At 72.0% G+C, this 14429-nt stretch carries 14 protein-coding genes; 3 read left to right on the forward strand and 11 right to left on the reverse strand.

Features of this window, described 5'->3' with window-relative positions; translation table 11 throughout:
* Window positions 1-16: 16 nt before the first annotated feature.
* The 6 genes from pyrE to QQM67_RS22165 all read right to left on the reverse strand — a co-directional run bounded on the left by pyrE (window position 17) and on the right by QQM67_RS22165 (window position 5683).
* The gene (gene pyrE / locus QQM67_RS22140) at window positions 17-553 is read right to left on the reverse strand and encodes an orotate phosphoribosyltransferase (RefSeq protein ID WP_314175769.1); all 537 of its coding nucleotides are present in this window, start codon (window positions 551-553) and stop codon (window positions 17-19) included.
* A 54-nt stretch (window positions 554-607) separates the two neighbouring features.
* Window positions 608-1426, reverse strand: coding sequence for an aldose epimerase family protein (locus QQM67_RS22145; RefSeq protein WP_314175770.1), 819 nt, complete (start codon window positions 1424-1426; stop codon window positions 608-610).
* Window positions 1427-1501: 75 nt separating this feature from the next.
* Window positions 1502-2644 (reverse strand): SRPBCC family protein, encoded by a 1143-nt coding sequence (locus QQM67_RS22150; protein WP_314175771.1) that lies wholly within the window; start codon window positions 2642-2644, stop codon window positions 1502-1504.
* 116 nt (window positions 2645-2760) lie between these two features.
* The gene (locus tag QQM67_RS22155; RefSeq protein ID WP_314175772.1) at window positions 2761-4404 is read right to left on the reverse strand and encodes a polyamine aminopropyltransferase; all 1644 of its coding nucleotides are present in this window, start codon (window positions 4402-4404) and stop codon (window positions 2761-2763) included.
* A 115-nt stretch (window positions 4405-4519) separates the two neighbouring features.
* The gene (locus QQM67_RS22160) at window positions 4520-5116 is read right to left on the reverse strand and encodes a DUF2617 family protein (RefSeq protein ID WP_314175773.1); all 597 of its coding nucleotides are present in this window, start codon (window positions 5114-5116) and stop codon (window positions 4520-4522) included.
* Between the two features lie 291 nt (window positions 5117-5407).
* A complete protein-coding gene (locus QQM67_RS22165; RefSeq protein WP_314175774.1) occupies window positions 5408-5683 on the reverse strand; it encodes a hypothetical protein in 276 nt (91 codons plus the stop codon).
* Window positions 5684-6012: 329 nt separating this feature from the next.
* On the opposite strand from QQM67_RS22165, the gene QQM67_RS22170 reads away from it, so the two are divergent.
* Both QQM67_RS22170 and QQM67_RS22175 read left to right on the forward strand, forming a co-directional pair.
* Complete coding sequence (locus QQM67_RS22170) at window positions 6013-6507, forward strand: CHRD domain-containing protein (RefSeq protein WP_314175775.1); 495 nt, start codon at window positions 6013-6015, stop codon at window positions 6505-6507.
* 111 nt (window positions 6508-6618) lie between these two features.
* Window positions 6619-7824: a pyridoxal phosphate-dependent aminotransferase gene (locus tag QQM67_RS22175; protein ID WP_314175776.1), complete on the forward strand. Its 1206-nt coding sequence runs from the start codon at window positions 6619-6621 to the stop codon at window positions 7822-7824.
* 21 nt (window positions 7825-7845) lie between these two features.
* Here the strand turns inward: QQM67_RS22175 and QQM67_RS22180 are convergent, their stop codons facing one another.
* Complete coding sequence (locus QQM67_RS22180; RefSeq protein ID WP_314175777.1) at window positions 7846-8379, reverse strand: type III secretion system chaperone family protein; 534 nt, start codon at window positions 8377-8379, stop codon at window positions 7846-7848.
* Window positions 8380-8481: 102 nt separating this feature from the next.
* Complete coding sequence (gene clpB, locus QQM67_RS22185) at window positions 8482-11124, reverse strand: ATP-dependent chaperone ClpB (protein ID WP_314175778.1); 2643 nt, start codon at window positions 11122-11124, stop codon at window positions 8482-8484.
* 125 nt (window positions 11125-11249) lie between these two features.
* Between clpB and QQM67_RS22190 the strand changes: the two genes are divergently transcribed.
* A complete protein-coding gene (locus QQM67_RS22190; RefSeq protein ID WP_314176179.1) occupies window positions 11250-11699 on the forward strand; it encodes a TIGR03618 family F420-dependent PPOX class oxidoreductase in 450 nt (149 codons plus the stop codon).
* A 53-nt stretch (window positions 11700-11752) separates the two neighbouring features.
* On the opposite strand, the gene QQM67_RS22195 is transcribed toward QQM67_RS22190, so the two are convergent.
* The 3 genes from QQM67_RS22195 to dnaJ all read right to left on the reverse strand — a co-directional run bounded on the left by QQM67_RS22195 (window position 11753) and on the right by dnaJ (window position 14402).
* Window positions 11753-12667 carry a trypsin-like serine peptidase gene (locus tag QQM67_RS22195; RefSeq protein WP_314175779.1) on the reverse strand — a complete coding sequence of 305 codons (915 nt, stop codon included), beginning with the start codon at window positions 12665-12667 and terminating at the stop codon, window positions 11753-11755.
* A 78-nt stretch (window positions 12668-12745) separates the two neighbouring features.
* A complete protein-coding gene (locus tag QQM67_RS22200) occupies window positions 12746-13204 on the reverse strand; it encodes a heat shock protein transcriptional repressor HspR (protein WP_028437518.1) in 459 nt (152 codons plus the stop codon).
* A 1-nt stretch (window position 13205) separates the two neighbouring features.
* Window positions 13206-14402, reverse strand: coding sequence for a molecular chaperone DnaJ (dnaJ, locus tag QQM67_RS22205; RefSeq protein WP_314175780.1), 1197 nt, complete (start codon window positions 14400-14402; stop codon window positions 13206-13208).
* Window positions 14403-14429: the final 27 nt, after the last annotated feature.

The following is a 14429-nucleotide window of genomic DNA, read 5'->3' on the forward strand; positions in this document are numbered from 1 at the left end:
GCGCCGGGCCGCCTTCTCACGCGAGCCCGAGATCCGCCAGCTCGTACGCGTGCAGATAGGGGAGGCCCGCCGCCGCGACGGCCTCCGCGGCGCCGCGCTCCACGATGGTGGCCACCGCCACGACCTCCGCACCCGCCTCCCGTGCCGCCTCGACCGCGGTGAGCGGCGAGTTGCCGGTGGTGGAGGTGTCCTCGACGATCAGCACCCGCCGGCCGGCGATGTCCGGCCCCTCGATGCGGCGTTGAAGGCCGTGTGCCTTGCCCGCCTTCCGTACGACGAACGCGTCCAGCCTCCGGCCCCTCGCCGCGGCGGCGTGCAGCATCGCCGAGGCCACGGGGTCGGCGCCCAGCGTGAGGCCGCCGACGGCGTCGTAGTCGAGCCCCTCGGTGAGGTCCAGCATGACCTGGCCCGCGAGCGGCGCGGCCTCGCCGTCGAGGGTGATGCGGCGCAGGTCGATGTAGAAGTCCGCCTCCTGCCCGGAGGAGAGCGTCACCTTGCCGTGCACGACGGCCTTTTCCTTGATCTGCCGCAGCAGCGCATCAGCAGTGCTCATGGCCCGGAGCCTATTCGGGGGCGGCGGCGGGCTCCGCGAGAGGGGCCGCGGCCGCTACGACAGAGCCCGCCAGCTCCAGGTGGTGGAGACTTCGAGCGGCTGGATGGGAGTCACCAGGTGCGGGTGCGAGTTGAGGCCGTTGGGCGGCCCCGTCTGCGGCTCGACGCACACGGCCTCGGGCTGCTCGTCGTAGACGACGACCCACTCGGCCCGGCTCGCGACCTTCAGCTCCAGCTTCCCGGGCCAGGTCAGCGTGACGTCGACGCCCTGCGGCATGCCGAAGCAGTCGTCCCACGGCCCGGGCCGGGGCGCGATGCGCGTACCGGTGGGGAGGTGGTCGACGCCGCGCTCCTCCTGCCACTGCGGGTCGAAGTCGATGCGTACGTCGCCGCCGCGCCCGTCGAGGTCGCGCAGGAACCAGGGGTGCCAGCCGGCCTGTGCCGGAAAGCTGGAGTCGGCGGCCTCGACGCCGAGGGTGAGCGTGAGCGCTTCGCCCGCCTCGTCGAGCTCGACGATCTGCGTCACCAGGCCCTCCCACGGCCAGGGGTCGCTCAGCTCGTAAGTGAAGGCCGCGGAACGGTCGTCCTGCCGCAGGGTGCGCCACGCCCCGTCGCGCACGGTGCCGTGGATCGCGTGCGGGCCGGTGTCCAGGGGGAGTTGGTAGAGCTCGCCGCCGCTGCGGAAGCGGCCCTGATCGGTACGGCCGCACCAGGGCACCATGACGAACGCGCCGTATCTGTTGCCCTGCCGGAGCAGTTCCGTACCGCCGACCTTCAGCGAGGCGATACGGCAGCCCCGGTGCGGTTCGAGCGTCAGCTCGGCGTTACCGGCGCGGAGCGTGACGTCGGCGTCGGTGGTGGCGGTGTCAGTCATGACGCGACCCTAAACCTCGGCACTTGCAGGCAGAGCGCGACCCGGCCGTACACCTCGGCGGCGGCACGGCCGCGGTCAGCGGCGGCGGCGAAGGGCACGGCCGATCACGACTGCTCCGGCGACCACGGCCGCCGCTGCCGGTGCGACCCAGCGCAGCGCGGCCGAGTTGGCGATGGGCTCCGGGAGAGGGACGGGCGCGTAGCGGCCGCGCGGCGGCGCGTGGTCGACCTCTTCGGCGCTGCGGCCGATCATCGTGCGGCGCGCGTGTGCCGCCTCGGCCTCGGCCGCGGCCTCCACCTCGGCCTCGTCGAGCGGCTCGTCGTCGTGCAGCGGGTCGAGGGAGGACGGCGGGATCTCCGCGCCGAAGATGCCTCCGCGCTCGGAGGTCTCCTGCTCCGGGGTCTCGCCCTCGGGGCTCTCCCGGTCCTGGCCGGCGTCGCCCGTCTCGTCCCCGGCCTCGTCAGCGGCCTTGCCCGCGGATTCGTCCCGGCCGTCGGCCCCGGCGTCCTTCTCCGGGCCCGTGGACGTCTCGCCGGCCTTCTCCGTGTCCCTGGCCCTGGACCCGTCCTTGCTCTCGGTCTCCCGGTCCTCGGGGCCGGGCCCCGGGATGCCGGGGATCACGCGGTCGTTGTCGCCGGGTTCGCCGATGCCGCCGGCGGGGCCGCCCGTGGGCTCGGCTCCCGGTCCGGCCGCGGGCTCGGCGGTGGCGGCGGGCTCCGCCGCCGGGGCCTCGGGAGCTTCGAGGGTGCGGGGCGGGTCCTCCTGGATGCTCTCGCCGAGCGCCTTGCCGAAGCGTTCCAGCAGCCGCTGCCCGGCAGTGGCCGCCGTCTTCTGCTCGACGTCACCGAGGCGTCCGTCGCCCTTGACCGTCCCCGAGCAGACCAGGCGGGTGCCCTCGCCCTCCGTCGACCGCCTCGGTACGACGGTGAGGTTCAGCCGCACGGAACCGTCGCCCCGTGCCTCCGTCCCGTTGCCCTTGACGGTGAAGTCCTCACCCCGGGGCGTGACGGTCAGGCTGCCCCGGTAGGTGATCGTGGAACCGCCGACGCGGACCCGGAGCCGTCCCTCGACGGTGCTCGCGGGGTGCTTGGCGTTCGCGCGCTTGGTGGTCTTGACGCTCTCCGCACCGTCGAGTTGCAGACCGGGCACACAGCGCGCCACGCGTTCGGGCTCAGCGAGCGCCGCCCGTACCGACCCGACGGAAAACGGAACGTTCACCTCGTGCTCCATAGGGCGGAGCCTACCCACCGTGCCCCGTACATGTGACCGGTCGGCGCTGTTCCGCCCGCGCAGCGCACCCGCCTGGGCGCGGAACGGGCACAGACCCTGCCCGCCTACTGGTAGCGCGGGTGCGTGAGCGTGGAGGGCGGAAGGCCCCGCACGCGGTCGCGCTCGGCGCGCAGCCCGGCGGCGCGAAGTTGATGCGATGTCAGCGGTCCCAGCGGTGACGCGGTGCTCGCGCCGCCGCGGGCGCCGGTGCCCGACGCCGTGCCGCTCAGCACGGTGGCCGTCCCCGGCGCCGTGGACCCGGCCAGCCGCGGCCTCGGGGCGCCGCCGTGCGCGGCGAGCACGAACCCCCAGTCGCGGGGGCGCCGCAGCACGTACGGCGCTGTGCGCAGACCCGCGGAGCGCAGGGTCGCCTCCACCGTCCAGTACGTACGGGGGTGGGCGCCGGCCGCTCCCGCGTGGACGGCGAGCCGGCCGTCCGGTGCGAGGGCGCGGTCCACGAGCCCGTAGAACTCCTGCGAGTAGAGCTTCGCGGTGTCCTGCGCGGCGGGGTCGGGCAGGTCGGAGACGACGACGTCGTACGGTGCCGCCCCGGGCGCCCGCTGCCGCAGCCGGTCGAAGGCGTCGACGCCGGTTTCGAGCCGTACCCGCGGGTCCCTGTACGCGTCGCGGTTGAGCCTGCGCAGCCCCGGGTCCGTACGGGCCAACTCCACTGCCTCCGCGTCGCGTTCGAGGACGGTCACCTCACGCACCCCGGAGTGGCGGAGCACTTCGCGCAGCGCCAGCCCGTCCGCGCCGCCGAGGATCAGCACGCGCCGGTGCGGGCCGGCCGTCATGGCGGGCCGCACGAGCGAGGCGTGGTAGCGGTTGCCGTCGGCCGAGGAGGCGCGCAGCCGCCCGTCGAGGTAGAACCGGAGCGGTTCGGCGCCGTGCCGGTACGCGGCGGGGTCGGCGTCTCCCGTCAGCACCGCTTCCTGTGTGCCGGTGCGGACGGCGACGCGTACGTCGTGCCCGTACATCGCGTGCCGTGCCGCCCGTTCGAAGGGGGCCACGAAGACGGTGCCGGCGACGAGCAGCAGCACCACCGCGCCGTTCACCGCGAGCAGACTCCAGCGGGTGCGGGTGCTCACGTCGTGGCGGAAGAGCCACAGCACGACGACGCCGCCCGCTCCCGCGTTCACCACGCCCGTCAGCAGAGCACCGGTCAACTGGCCGAAGAACGGCAGCAGAAGAAAGGGGAAGGTCAGCCCGCCGACCAGTGCGCCCACGTAGTCGGCGGCGAAGAGGTCGGCGACGGCGCCTCCCGCGTCCTGCCGCCGGATGCGCTGGATGAGCGTCATCAGCAGCGGCATCTCGGCGCCGATCAGCCCTCCGATGGCGAGGGAGAAGCCCACGAGCGCGACGTGCGCGCCCCCGAGCCAGGCGAAGCTCGCGTACAGGGCCATCGCCGAGCCGCCGCCGACGAGCGCCAACAGCGCCTCGACGGCGGCGAATCCGGTCGCCGCCCGGCAGCGCAGCCGCTTGGCGAGCAGCGAACCGACGCCCATCGCGAAGACCATCACGGACAGGACGACGGACGCCTGCGTGACCGAGTCGCCCGCCAAGTACGAGGCGAGCGCGACGAGTTCGAGCTCATAGACGAGGCCGCATGCGGCGCAGACGAAGACCGAGGCGAGGACGAGCCCGCGCCCGAGCCCGGCGGGCACCGGCAGCCGCGCCTCCTGGGTCTGGACGAGGGAACGGTCGATCATGTCGCGAACGCTACGTGACGCCTTTTACACTCTTCGTCACCCACACGCGTTCCGACGCGGCAAACCACGCGCAGTGAAGCGCCCTGAAGCACAGCGGATCCGGGGTACGCGCCGACTACCGGGCGTGCGTGGGTCGTTCGGCTCCTGCGAACGCGGCCGCGGGCGCACGCCGGGCCCCCCTCGTACGCCGCCCCCGGCACTCCTGCGCGGGGAGACGCGCCACGCGGGTACGGGTGGAGACCAGCCGGCCCTCCTGCGGGTACGAGTGCCACGTACGCCAGCGGACGTGCCCCGCGAGGCGCTCGACGAGCAGCGCCGTGAACGCGTGCGGGGCGCCCGGGAACGTGCCGGCGAGCCCGCCGGGGTGGTCGGAGACGAGGTCGAGCAACTCCCGTGCGCGGGCCGCGAATTCGCGGGGCGAGAGCGTCTCGACCTGCGCCGCGAAGTCGTACTCCCACTCGCCGGTGTGCCGCGAGACGCCGAGCGGCAGCGGCGTGCTGCTGCCGGGCATGCAGGCCACCGTCTCGGAGCAGACGGAGCCGTCCTCTTCGAGGAGCACCTGATGGGATGCGCCGAGCAGCCTCAACTGCACTGTGACGCCGTCGAATTGCAGCGCGCGCTGGGCGAGCGCGGGAAGCGGCTCGCGGCCGAGTGCCCACGCGAGGTCGCCCGCGCGGGTGTCCGTGTAAGGGGTGGAGAGAGTGGTGAGCATGGGTCGGCTCCGCAAGCACACGTGGAGGGTGAGCCGGGCGCTTCTCTCAGCGAGTGACCTGGGGTCGTGCGCCGGCGGCTCGTACCCACGCCAAGTCCGGGGATACAGAATCACCGAATCATGAAATGTGTGCTGCGACAGCTCTATGGCCCAACTTCTCCGGGTTTCCATCCCCCCGGGGGCCCGGCAGTTCAGATGTTCAACTGCCGGACGCCCAGCGGAAGTACGGATTCCGTAGTAGTGCACGCCGTGGGCGTCGTGGCGCCCGCGGAGCCCGCGCGTGACGCCCGGTCAGGAGCCGCCGCCACCGCCGCAGCCGCCACCGCCGCCGCCACCGCACGACGAACCGCCGCCACAGGACGAGCCCCCACCGCAGGAGTGGCCGCCATGGCCCCCGTGCCCTCCGTGGTGACCGGAGTCGCCCGACCACCACGCGCCGCCCCCGCCTCCGCTCGAGTAGCCGCCGCCGCGGTACTTGCGGCCGGAACCGTTCTTGGAGGCAGCGGCCGCGACCAGGAAGACGACCACGATGATGCCTATGACGAGAAAGATTCCAATGCCAACCATCTGTCTCAGCTCCCCCATGAGTTGCGCAGTGCGCTCTTCGCGCTGCTCGGGACTTCCACCCGGCCCCCGCGGCCGGGTGCCGGGCACCGGCACCGTGCCGGCGTGAGCCGCTCCTGCCCCGGAGTCCCGGGCTTCAATGCGGAGTTGAGCAAGAAGAGAGGTTGGCGACCGCCCGCTGAGAGCCTTCTCCGAATACGTCCCTTGTGCACCGAATGCCCGGTACGGATGCGAACCACCCGCGCGCCGCTTAGCGTCGTCCCCGGATCTGCTATGCACGGAGTGTGTCCGTACAAGCACGTTCCGTGCCCGGAACGAGGAGGAGCATTCGCATGCGCGTATCCACCGCTGCCGTCACGGCCGCACTCGGCGCCGCGGCCCTGCTGGCCTCGACGGCCGGCACCGCCGCCGCCACCTCCCAGGCCGACCCCGCCGGGGGCCACGGCAAGCACGTCGTGACGCTGAACGGTGCGCAGGAGGTCCCCGGCCCGGGAGACCCCGACGGCACCGGCACGCTGCTGTACCGCGTCTCCCACGGCAAGCTCTGCTACAAGCTCAGCGTCAGCAACATCGCTCCCCCCACCGCCGCCCACATCCACTTCGGGCCCCGGGGCGAGGCCGGGCCCGTCGCCGTCACCCTCAATACGCCCCCCGAGAACGGCTCGTCCCGCGGCTGCATCCGCGCCCAGCGCACCCAGACCGCCGCCAATGCCGCGAGCGTCCTGACCTTCTGGGAGCTGGAGGGCATCAAGCGCAACCCGTTCTTCTTCTACACCAACGTCCACAACACGCAGTTCCCGTCAGGAGCCATCCGCGGCCAGCTCTGACCACGCCGCACCCGCACGCCGCACCGGCACCTCCCCCGCAGTCGCCCCCGGGCCCGGCCCGGGGGCGGCAGGGAGTTGAGTAACGCCGGAGCTTCCCGCAGGATGACGGCCATGACTGCTGACCAGCGAGTACCGGAACGTCCGCTGCTCAACCGGCGCCTCGCGGAGTTCGGCACCACGATCTTCGCGGAGATGTCGGCCCTCGCCGTCCGTACGGGCGCGATCAACCTGGGCCAGGGCTTCCCCGACACCGACGGCCCCGAGCCGGTGCGCGAAGCCGCCGTACGGGCCGTGCGCGAAGGCCGCGGAAACCAGTACCCACCCGGGCCCGGCATCCCGGAGCTGCGCGACGCCGTCGCGGCCCACCAGCGGCGCTGGTACGGGCACTTGGGCCTCGACCCCGACCCGGAGACCGAGGTGCTGGTCACCGCGGGAGCCACGGAGGCCATCACCGCGGCGCTCCTCGCGCTCCTGGAGCCCGGCGACGAAGTGATCGCCCTGGAGCCGTACTACGACTCGTACGCCGCGGCGATCGCCATGGCGGGCGGCACGCGCGTCCCCGTCACGCTGCGGCCCGACGCGCAGACAAGCAGCTTCCGGCTCGACCTCGACGAGCTGCGCGACGCCGTCACCGACCGCACCCGGCTGATCCTGCTCAACTCCCCGCACAACCCCACCGGCACGGTGCTCGACCACGACGAGCTCGCGGCGATCGCCGAACTCTGCGTGGAGCGCGGCCTGTTGGCGGTCACCGACGAGGTCTACGAGCACCTCGTCTACGAAGGCGAGCACATCCCGATCGCGTCGTTCCCCGGCATGCACGAGCGCACCGTGACCGTCAGCTCCGCGGGGAAGACCTTCTCCTTCACGGGCTGGAAGGTCGGCTGGGTGACCTCGACTCCGGAGCTGGTGAGCGCCGTGCGCTCGGCGAAGCAGTTCCTCACCTACGTCTCCGCGGGGCCGTTCCAGTACGCGGTCGCCGAGGCGCTGGCCCTGCCCGACAGTTACTACACACAGCTGCGCGACGACCTGCGCGCCCAGCGCGATCTGCTCTCCGAGGGCCTCGCCGAGGCCGGCTTCGGCGTCTTCCAGGCACCCGGCACGTACTTCGTCACCACCGACATCCGGCCCCTCGGGCACGGCTCCGGCATCGACTTCTGCCTTGCCCTGCCCGAGCGTTGCGGCGTCGTGGCCGTCCCGACGCAGGTCTTCTACGACCACGAAGAAGCGGGTGCACCCTTCGTCCGCTTCGCCTTCTGCAAGCAGCAGAAGGTTCTCGCGGACGCCGTCACACGGCTGAAGGGTGCACCCGCCTGAGGGGTATGACGGGCACCGGCGTCACTGGTCTCCGTCGCCGGACCCGTCGTCGGACTCCGCGTCCTTCTCCAGGCCGAACTGCTCGACGAGCCACTTGTCGAACTCGATCGACGCCCGCACCCAGCTGACGACGCTGGAGACGAAGTGCTCCAGCGAGACGCCGGTGCCGATCAGCAGCTGGGCCTCGCCGATCAGCCGGACCGTCCCGTCGTCGTGCGTGTGGCTGTAGACCTTCGGCCACAGCGTCCGCCGGTTCCAGTCGTCGATGGACTCCAGCAGCTTGGGCTTGTCCTCGATCGGGTGAGGCCGGTCGTAGAACGTACGGACAGAGAAGACCTGCTGCTCCTCCTCGCCCCTGAACATGAAGTACGTGCGGAACTCTTCCCACGGCGCCGCGAGGTCTCCCTCTTCGTCGACGACGTACTTCAGCTCCATCTGATCCAGCAGCTGCTTGACCAGCTCCTGGTCGGGGATGACCGGGCCGGTCGGGCCGGACTCCTCCGGGTCGGGCTCCTGGCCCCCGAAGTTCGGAATCGAGGACGGATCGATGCTCACCGTGTATTTCCCTTCGTACGGATTCCGCCATCCTCCCCCATGCCGGGCCCGTCCTGGCAAGCGACGCGGAGACCCGCAGAGCCCGGTCCGCGTCGCCGCCGGTCAGGCGCTCACGGTGTCCGCGCCGTCGTCGGGCGTGCGAGCCGTGCTGCCGACGATCAGACCGTCCCAGCCCTGGACGTGGTCCACGCGCACGGTGTCGCCGTCGCGCACCTCGCCCGAGAGGATCTCGCGGGCCAGCTGGTCCCCGATCGCCGTCTGCACCAGACGCCTCAACGGCCGTGCGCCGTACGCCGGATCGTTGCCCTCGCGGGCCAGCCAGGACAGCGCCTCCGGGGTGACCTCCAGTTCGAGACGGCGGTCGGCGAGGCGCCGCCGCAGCCCGTCGATCTGGAGCCGGGCGATGCGGCCCAGCTCTTCCTGGCTGAGGGCGGAGAAGACGACGACGTCATCGAGGCGGTTGAGGAACTCCGGCCGGAACGAGGAGCGGACGGCCGCCAGCACCTTCTCGCGCTTCTCCTCCTGCTTCTCCAGGGGATCCATCAGGAACTGGCTGCCCAGGTTCGAGGTGAGGACGAGGATCGTGTTGCGGAAGTCGACCGTCCTGCCCTGCCCGTCGGTGAGCCGCCCGTCGTCGAGGACCTGGAGCAGGACGTCGAAGACTTCGTGGTGCGCCTTCTCCACCTCGTCCAGCAGCACGACGGAGTACGGACGCCGCCGCACGGCCTCGGTGAGCTGACCGCCCTCCTCGTATCCGACATAGCCCGGAGGCGCGCCGACCAGACGGGCCACGGAGTGCTTCTCGCCGTACTCGCTCATGTCGATGCGGACCATGGCCCGCTCGTCGTCGAAGAGGAAGTCCGCGAGTGCCTTGGCCAGTTCGGTCTTCCCGACGCCGGTCGGCCCGAGGAAGAGGAACGAGCCGGTGGGCCGGTCCGGGTCGGAGACGCCGGCCCGGGTGCGGCGCACGGCGTCGGAGACGGCTTGTACGGCCTCGGTCTGGCCGATGAGGCGCCTGCCCAGCTCCTCCTCCATGCGCAGCAGCTTCTGGGTCTCGCCCTCCAGCAGCCGCCCCGCGGGGATGCCCGTCCAGGACGCGACGACGTCCGCGATGTCGTCCTGGCCGACCTCCTCCTTGACCATCGTCTCCCGCTCGGGCTGGGACGCGGCGGCCTCCTCCTCGGCGGCCGAGGCCTCGGCCAGCTCGCGCTCGACGCCCGGGATCTCCCCGTACAGCAGCTGCGAGGCCGTCTCGAAGTCGCCCTCGCGCTGGGCGCGTTCGGCCTGGCCGCGCAGCTCGTCGAGGCGCTCCTTGAGCTCGCCGACGCGGTTGAGGCCCTGCTTCTCCTTCTCCCAGCGTGCGGTCAGGCCGCGCAACTCCTCCTCGCGGTCGGCCAGTTCGCGGCGGAGCCGCTCCAGGCGCTCCACCGAGCCGGGGTCGGTCTCGTTGCCGAGCGCCATCTCCTCCATCTTCAACCGGTCGACCGCGCGCTGGAGTTCGTCGATCTCGACGGGCGAGGAGTCGATCTCCATGCGCAGCCGGGACGCGGCCTCGTCGACGAGGTCGATGGCCTTGTCGGGAAGGAAGCGCGAGGTGATGTAGCGGTCGGAGAGCGCGGCGGCGGCCACCAGCGCGCTGTCGGCGATCTGGACCTTGTGGTGCGCCTCGTACCGCCCCTTGAGGCCGCGCAGGATCGCGATGGAGTCCTCGACGGTCGGCTCGGCCACCAGCACCTGCTGGAAGCGGCGCTCCAGCGCGGCATCCTTCTCGATGCGCTCGCGGTACTCGTCGAGCGTCGTCGCGCCGACCATGCGCAGCTCGCCGCGGGCCAGCATCGGCTTGAGCATGTTGCCCGCGTCCATGGCGGAGTCGCCGCCGGCTCCCGCGCCGACGACGGTGTGCAGCTCGTCGATGAAGGTGATGATCTGGCCGTCGCTGTCCTTGATCTCCGACAGCACGGTCTTGAGCCGCTCCTCGAACTCGCCGCGGTACTTCGCACCGGCCACCATCGCGCCGAGGTCGAGCGCGACGAGGCGCTTGTCGCGCAGCGACTCGGGCACGTCGCCCTTGACGACGCGCTGGGCCAGGCCCTCCACGACCGCCGTCTTGCCGACGCCCGGCTCGCCGATGAGCACCGGGTTGTTCTTCGTACGGCGGGAGAGCACCTGGACCACGCGGCGGATCTCCTGGTCCCGGCCGATGACGGGGTCGAGCTTGCCCTCGCGGGCGGCCGCGGTCAGGTCCGTGCCGAACTTCTCCAGCGCCTTGTACGTGCCCTCCGGGTCGGGGTTGGTCACGCGGCGGCTCCCGCGCGAGGCCTGGAAGGCCTCCAGCAGCTTCTTGTCGGTCGCGCCCTGCTCCTTGAGCAGGTCGGCCGTCTGGCCGCCCTTGGCGGCGATGCCGATGAGCAGGTGCTCGGTCGAGACATAGGCGTCGCCCAGCTCCTTCGCGCGCTGGGTCGCGTCCGCGATGACGGCGAGCAGCGGCCGGTCGGGCTGCGGCTTGCCGACCGTCGATCCCTGGACGCTGGGCAGGGCCGCGAGCTGGCGCTCGACGCCCGAGCGGAGGGCCGCCTGATCGGCCTCGACGGCGGCGATCAGGTCGGAGATGTTCTCGTTCTCCTCACCCTGGAGCAGAGCGAGGAGCAGATGGGCCGGGGTGATGTCGGGGTGCCCGTCCGTCACCGCCCGGTCGCTGGCCGAACTGATCGCTTCCCGGCTCTTGTTGGTCAGCTCTGCGTCCACTGGCGTGCGTGCCTCCTTCGTATGCGGCTGGGGCTGTTCCGCCGTTTTCTGCTAGCTTCAGCATCCAGCAAGTTGAGTCTATTCCACTCAACTGTCACGCGACTAGATTCGTTCCCATGACGAGCATGGAAACGCACCGTCCGGAGCCGCACGGCCAGGCACCCTCGCCGTCTTCCGGGGCCGCTCTCGCCGCATTCTGGCGGGAGCGCCACTACGCGACCCTCACGACGCTGCGGCCCGACGGCACTCCGCACGTGGTGCCCGTGAGCGTGACGTACGAACCCGGGGAGGACGGTGCCGGGGGCGTCGCGCGCGTGGTCGCCCGGCGCAGCAGCAAGAAGGCGCGCAACATCGCGGCGACGGGCGACGAGGGAACGCGCGTCGCCCTGTGCCAGGTCGACGGCGGACGGTGGTCGACGCTCGAGGGCCGGGCCCGAGTCCGCACGGAGGCGGAGGCGGTCGCCGACGCCGAGCGGCGCTACGAGGAGCGCTACGGACGCCGGCCCGTCCCCAACCCCGAGCGGGTGCTGATCGAGATCGCCGTCGACCGGACGCTGGGCAGCACGGCCCCCTGAACCCGGACGCCTCCCTTCCGGGCCGCGTCCCGGTCCCGCATCCCGCGTCCCGGTCAGTGCTTGTGCTTCGCGTGCTTGTGCTTCGCGTGCTCGTGCTTCGCGCCGAACTTGTCGAGCAGAGCCTTCGCCGACTTCGGATAGGGCCGCCCGAGCAGCTCGTCGTCGGAACCCACGGAGGTCACGGCCACCAGCGTGCCCGCCCCGCGCTTCTTGTCGATGCCGCGCAGCCACGGGCCGCCGCTGACTCCCTGGGTGAGGCGGCAGGGCCGCAGCGCCAGGGCTCCCACGTTCGTGGCCGCGATCTCGCCCCGCTGGTAGCGGTGCGCCTTGCCGGCGCAGTAGTGCAGCGTCTCGCCGTCGTACGGGGACGAGGCGGGGTAGCCGAGTGTCGCCGTGGTGCCGCCGCGGACGGGCTCGGTCTTCAGCTTGTTCGCCCCGTAGACGTCCTGGATGGTGCGGCCGCCGCGCTTCTCGATGCGCAGGAACGCCCAGTCGTACGGGAGGACAGACTCCAGGCTCTTGTCGGTGTCCCAGCCGGGCGCCGTCTTCCACGAGAGGACCTTCCAGCCGTGCGCGAGCACGTACTTCGGGCCGTCGCCGCTGCCCGCGCCCTCGCTCGTACCGGTCGTGCCCCTGTCCTTGCTGCCGGACTTGCCGCCGGACTTGCTCTTGTAGGCGGGCTGGAAGTACATCGCCTCCGGCTTGCGCGGGCGCTCCGGGCTGGAGATGCAGTGCGCCGCCGTGGCGACGACGCTCCCGCTCGGGGAGTCGACGATCGCGGCCGAGCAGGATTCCGCCTGCGCGCCCGGCAGCCGGGCCACGAGCTTCCCGACGGTCCTGACCGTTCCCTGCGGCCAGCGGTCCCCCTTCGAGGAGGGCGGATACGGCGCCGGCGCGCTCGCCCCCATGAGCGCCAGCGCGGTGGTGCAGGTCATGAGAGCGGCGAGCGCCGCGCGAGTCGACGTCATGCACCTACGCTCTGCCGCCGCTCCGTCCGCGGCCAACCGCGCACACCTGATCGAGTTAACGCGGCCCGTCAGTCCCGGTCAGTCCCGGCGCTGCTTCTTGGGGCGCCAGACCACCAGGGCGCCGGACTGCGGGTGCACGTCCTCGTACGGGACGAGGTCGCGGCGGTAGGAGGCATGGACCTGCGCCTCGCGCTGCTGCATGGCCGCAGCCGCGCCCTCCACCGCCTGCTGGAGCTCCACCACGCGGGACTTCAGCGCCGCGACCTGGTTCTCCAGCTCGATGATGCGCTTGATGCCCGCGAGGTTGATCCCCTCGTCCTGGCTCAACTCCTGCACCTGACGCAGGAGTTCGATGTCGCGCGCCGAGTAGCGCCGGCCGCGCCCGGCCGCGCGGTCGGGGGAGACCAGGCCGAGGCGGTCGTACTGGCGCAGGGTCTGCGGGTGCAGACCCGACAGCTGAGCGGCGACCGAGATGACGTACACCGGGGACTCGTCGGTCAGCTGGTATGGGTTGCGTCGTCCGCCTCGGCCGTTCACGTCAGTCTCCCTTCGCGGCCTTGAACAGCGCGGCTCGCGGATCCTCCGCGGCTGTCGCCTCGCGGTAGGTCTCCAGGATGCCCTTCGCCTTCTCGCTCAAATCCTTCGGAACTGATACGTCGATGGTGACCAGCAAGTCGCCCTTCGTGCCGTCCTTGCGGTAGGCGCCCTTGCCGCGGGCCCGCATCGTACGGCCGCTGGGGGTGCCCGGCGGCAGCTTGAGCGTGACGGGCGGGCCGCCCAGCGTCGGCACCTTGATCTCGCCGCCGAGCGCCGCCTCCGGGTAGGTGACGGGAACGGTGACGGTCAGGTTGTCTCCCCTGCGGCCGAAGACCGGGTGCCGGTCCACGTGCACGACCACGTACAGGTCGCCGTTGGGACCGCCGCGCTCGCCCGGTGCGCCCTTGCCGCGCAGCCTGATGCGCTGCCCGTCGCTGACGCCCGCGGGGATACGGACCTGCATGGTGCGCGAACTCGTCGCCCTGCCCGAGCCCTTGCACGTGTCGCAGGGGTCCTGGGCGATGAGCCCGCGGCCCTTGCAGTCGACACAGGGGTCGGTCAGGGAGAAGCCGCCACCGCCGCCGCGCGAGACCTGGCCGGTGCCCACACACGTCGGGCAGACACGGGGCGAGCCGTTCTTGTCGCCCGTGCCGGCGCACGCCTTGCACGCCGCCGAGGAGGACATCCGCAGCGGGACCGTGGCCCCGTCGACCGCCTCGGTGAAGCTGAGCGTCACCTCGGACTCGATGTCCTGGCCGCGCCGCGGCTGTGTGCGCGTACCGGCGCCGCCGCGGTTGAACAGGCCGCCGAAGACGTCGCCGAGACCGCCGCCGAAGCCGCCGGCGCCGCCCGGGCCGCCGGTGCCTCCGGGCTGACCGCCTCCGAAGAGGTCGCTCAGGTCGAAGTTGAATCCGCCCGGACCGCCGGGACCACCGGGACCGCCGGTCCTGATGCCCCCGTTGCCGAACAGGGCGCGAGCCTCGTCGTACTCCTTGCGGCGCTTGGCGTCACCGAGCACGTCGTACGCCTCGGAGGCGTCCTTGAAGCGCTCCTCGGCCTTGGCGTCGCCCCTGTTGGCGTCGGGGTGGTTCTCCCTGGCGAGCTTGCGGTACGCCTTCTTGATCTCGGCCTCGGTGGCGTCCTTCGGGACGCCGAGGACCTTGTAATAGTCCTTCTCGATGAAGTCCTTGGTACTCATCCGCGGCGTCCCTCCTCCCCGGTGCCG

The sequence above is a fragment of the Streptomyces winkii genome, from assembly GCF_032248595.1.
Lineage (GTDB): Bacteria > Actinomycetota > Actinomycetes > Streptomycetales > Streptomycetaceae > Streptomyces > Streptomyces winkii.

What these genes read in the sequence shown, in the direction of transcription:
- pyrE (WP_314175769.1), bottom strand. Translation starts at nt 553, where the DNA reads ATGAGCACTGCTGATGCGCTGCTGCGGCAGATCAAGGAAAAGGCCGTC.
- QQM67_RS22145 (WP_314175770.1), bottom strand. Translation starts at nt 1,426, where the DNA reads ATGACTGACACCGCCACCACCGACGCCGACGTCACGCTCCGCGCCGGT.
- QQM67_RS22155 (WP_314175772.1), bottom strand. Translation starts at nt 4,404, where the DNA reads ATGATCGACCGTTCCCTCGTCCAGACCCAGGAGGCGCGGCTGCCGGTG.
- QQM67_RS22160 (WP_314175773.1), bottom strand. Translation starts at nt 5,116, where the DNA reads ATGCTCACCACTCTCTCCACCCCTTACACGGACACCCGCGCGGGCGAC.
- QQM67_RS22165 (WP_314175774.1), bottom strand. Translation starts at nt 5,683, where the DNA reads ATGGTTGGCATTGGAATCTTTCTCGTCATAGGCATCATCGTGGTCGTC.
- QQM67_RS22170 (WP_314175775.1), top strand. Translation starts at nt 6,013, where the DNA reads ATGCGCGTATCCACCGCTGCCGTCACGGCCGCACTCGGCGCCGCGGCC.
- QQM67_RS22175 (WP_314175776.1), top strand. Translation starts at nt 6,619, where the DNA reads ATGACTGCTGACCAGCGAGTACCGGAACGTCCGCTGCTCAACCGGCGC.
- QQM67_RS22190 (WP_314176179.1), top strand. Translation starts at nt 11,250, where the DNA reads ATGGAAACGCACCGTCCGGAGCCGCACGGCCAGGCACCCTCGCCGTCT.
- QQM67_RS22195 (WP_314175779.1), bottom strand. Translation starts at nt 12,667, where the DNA reads ATGACGTCGACTCGCGCGGCGCTCGCCGCTCTCATGACCTGCACCACC.
- dnaJ (WP_314175780.1), bottom strand. Translation starts at nt 14,402, where the DNA reads ATGAGTACCAAGGACTTCATCGAGAAGGACTATTACAAGGTCCTCGGC.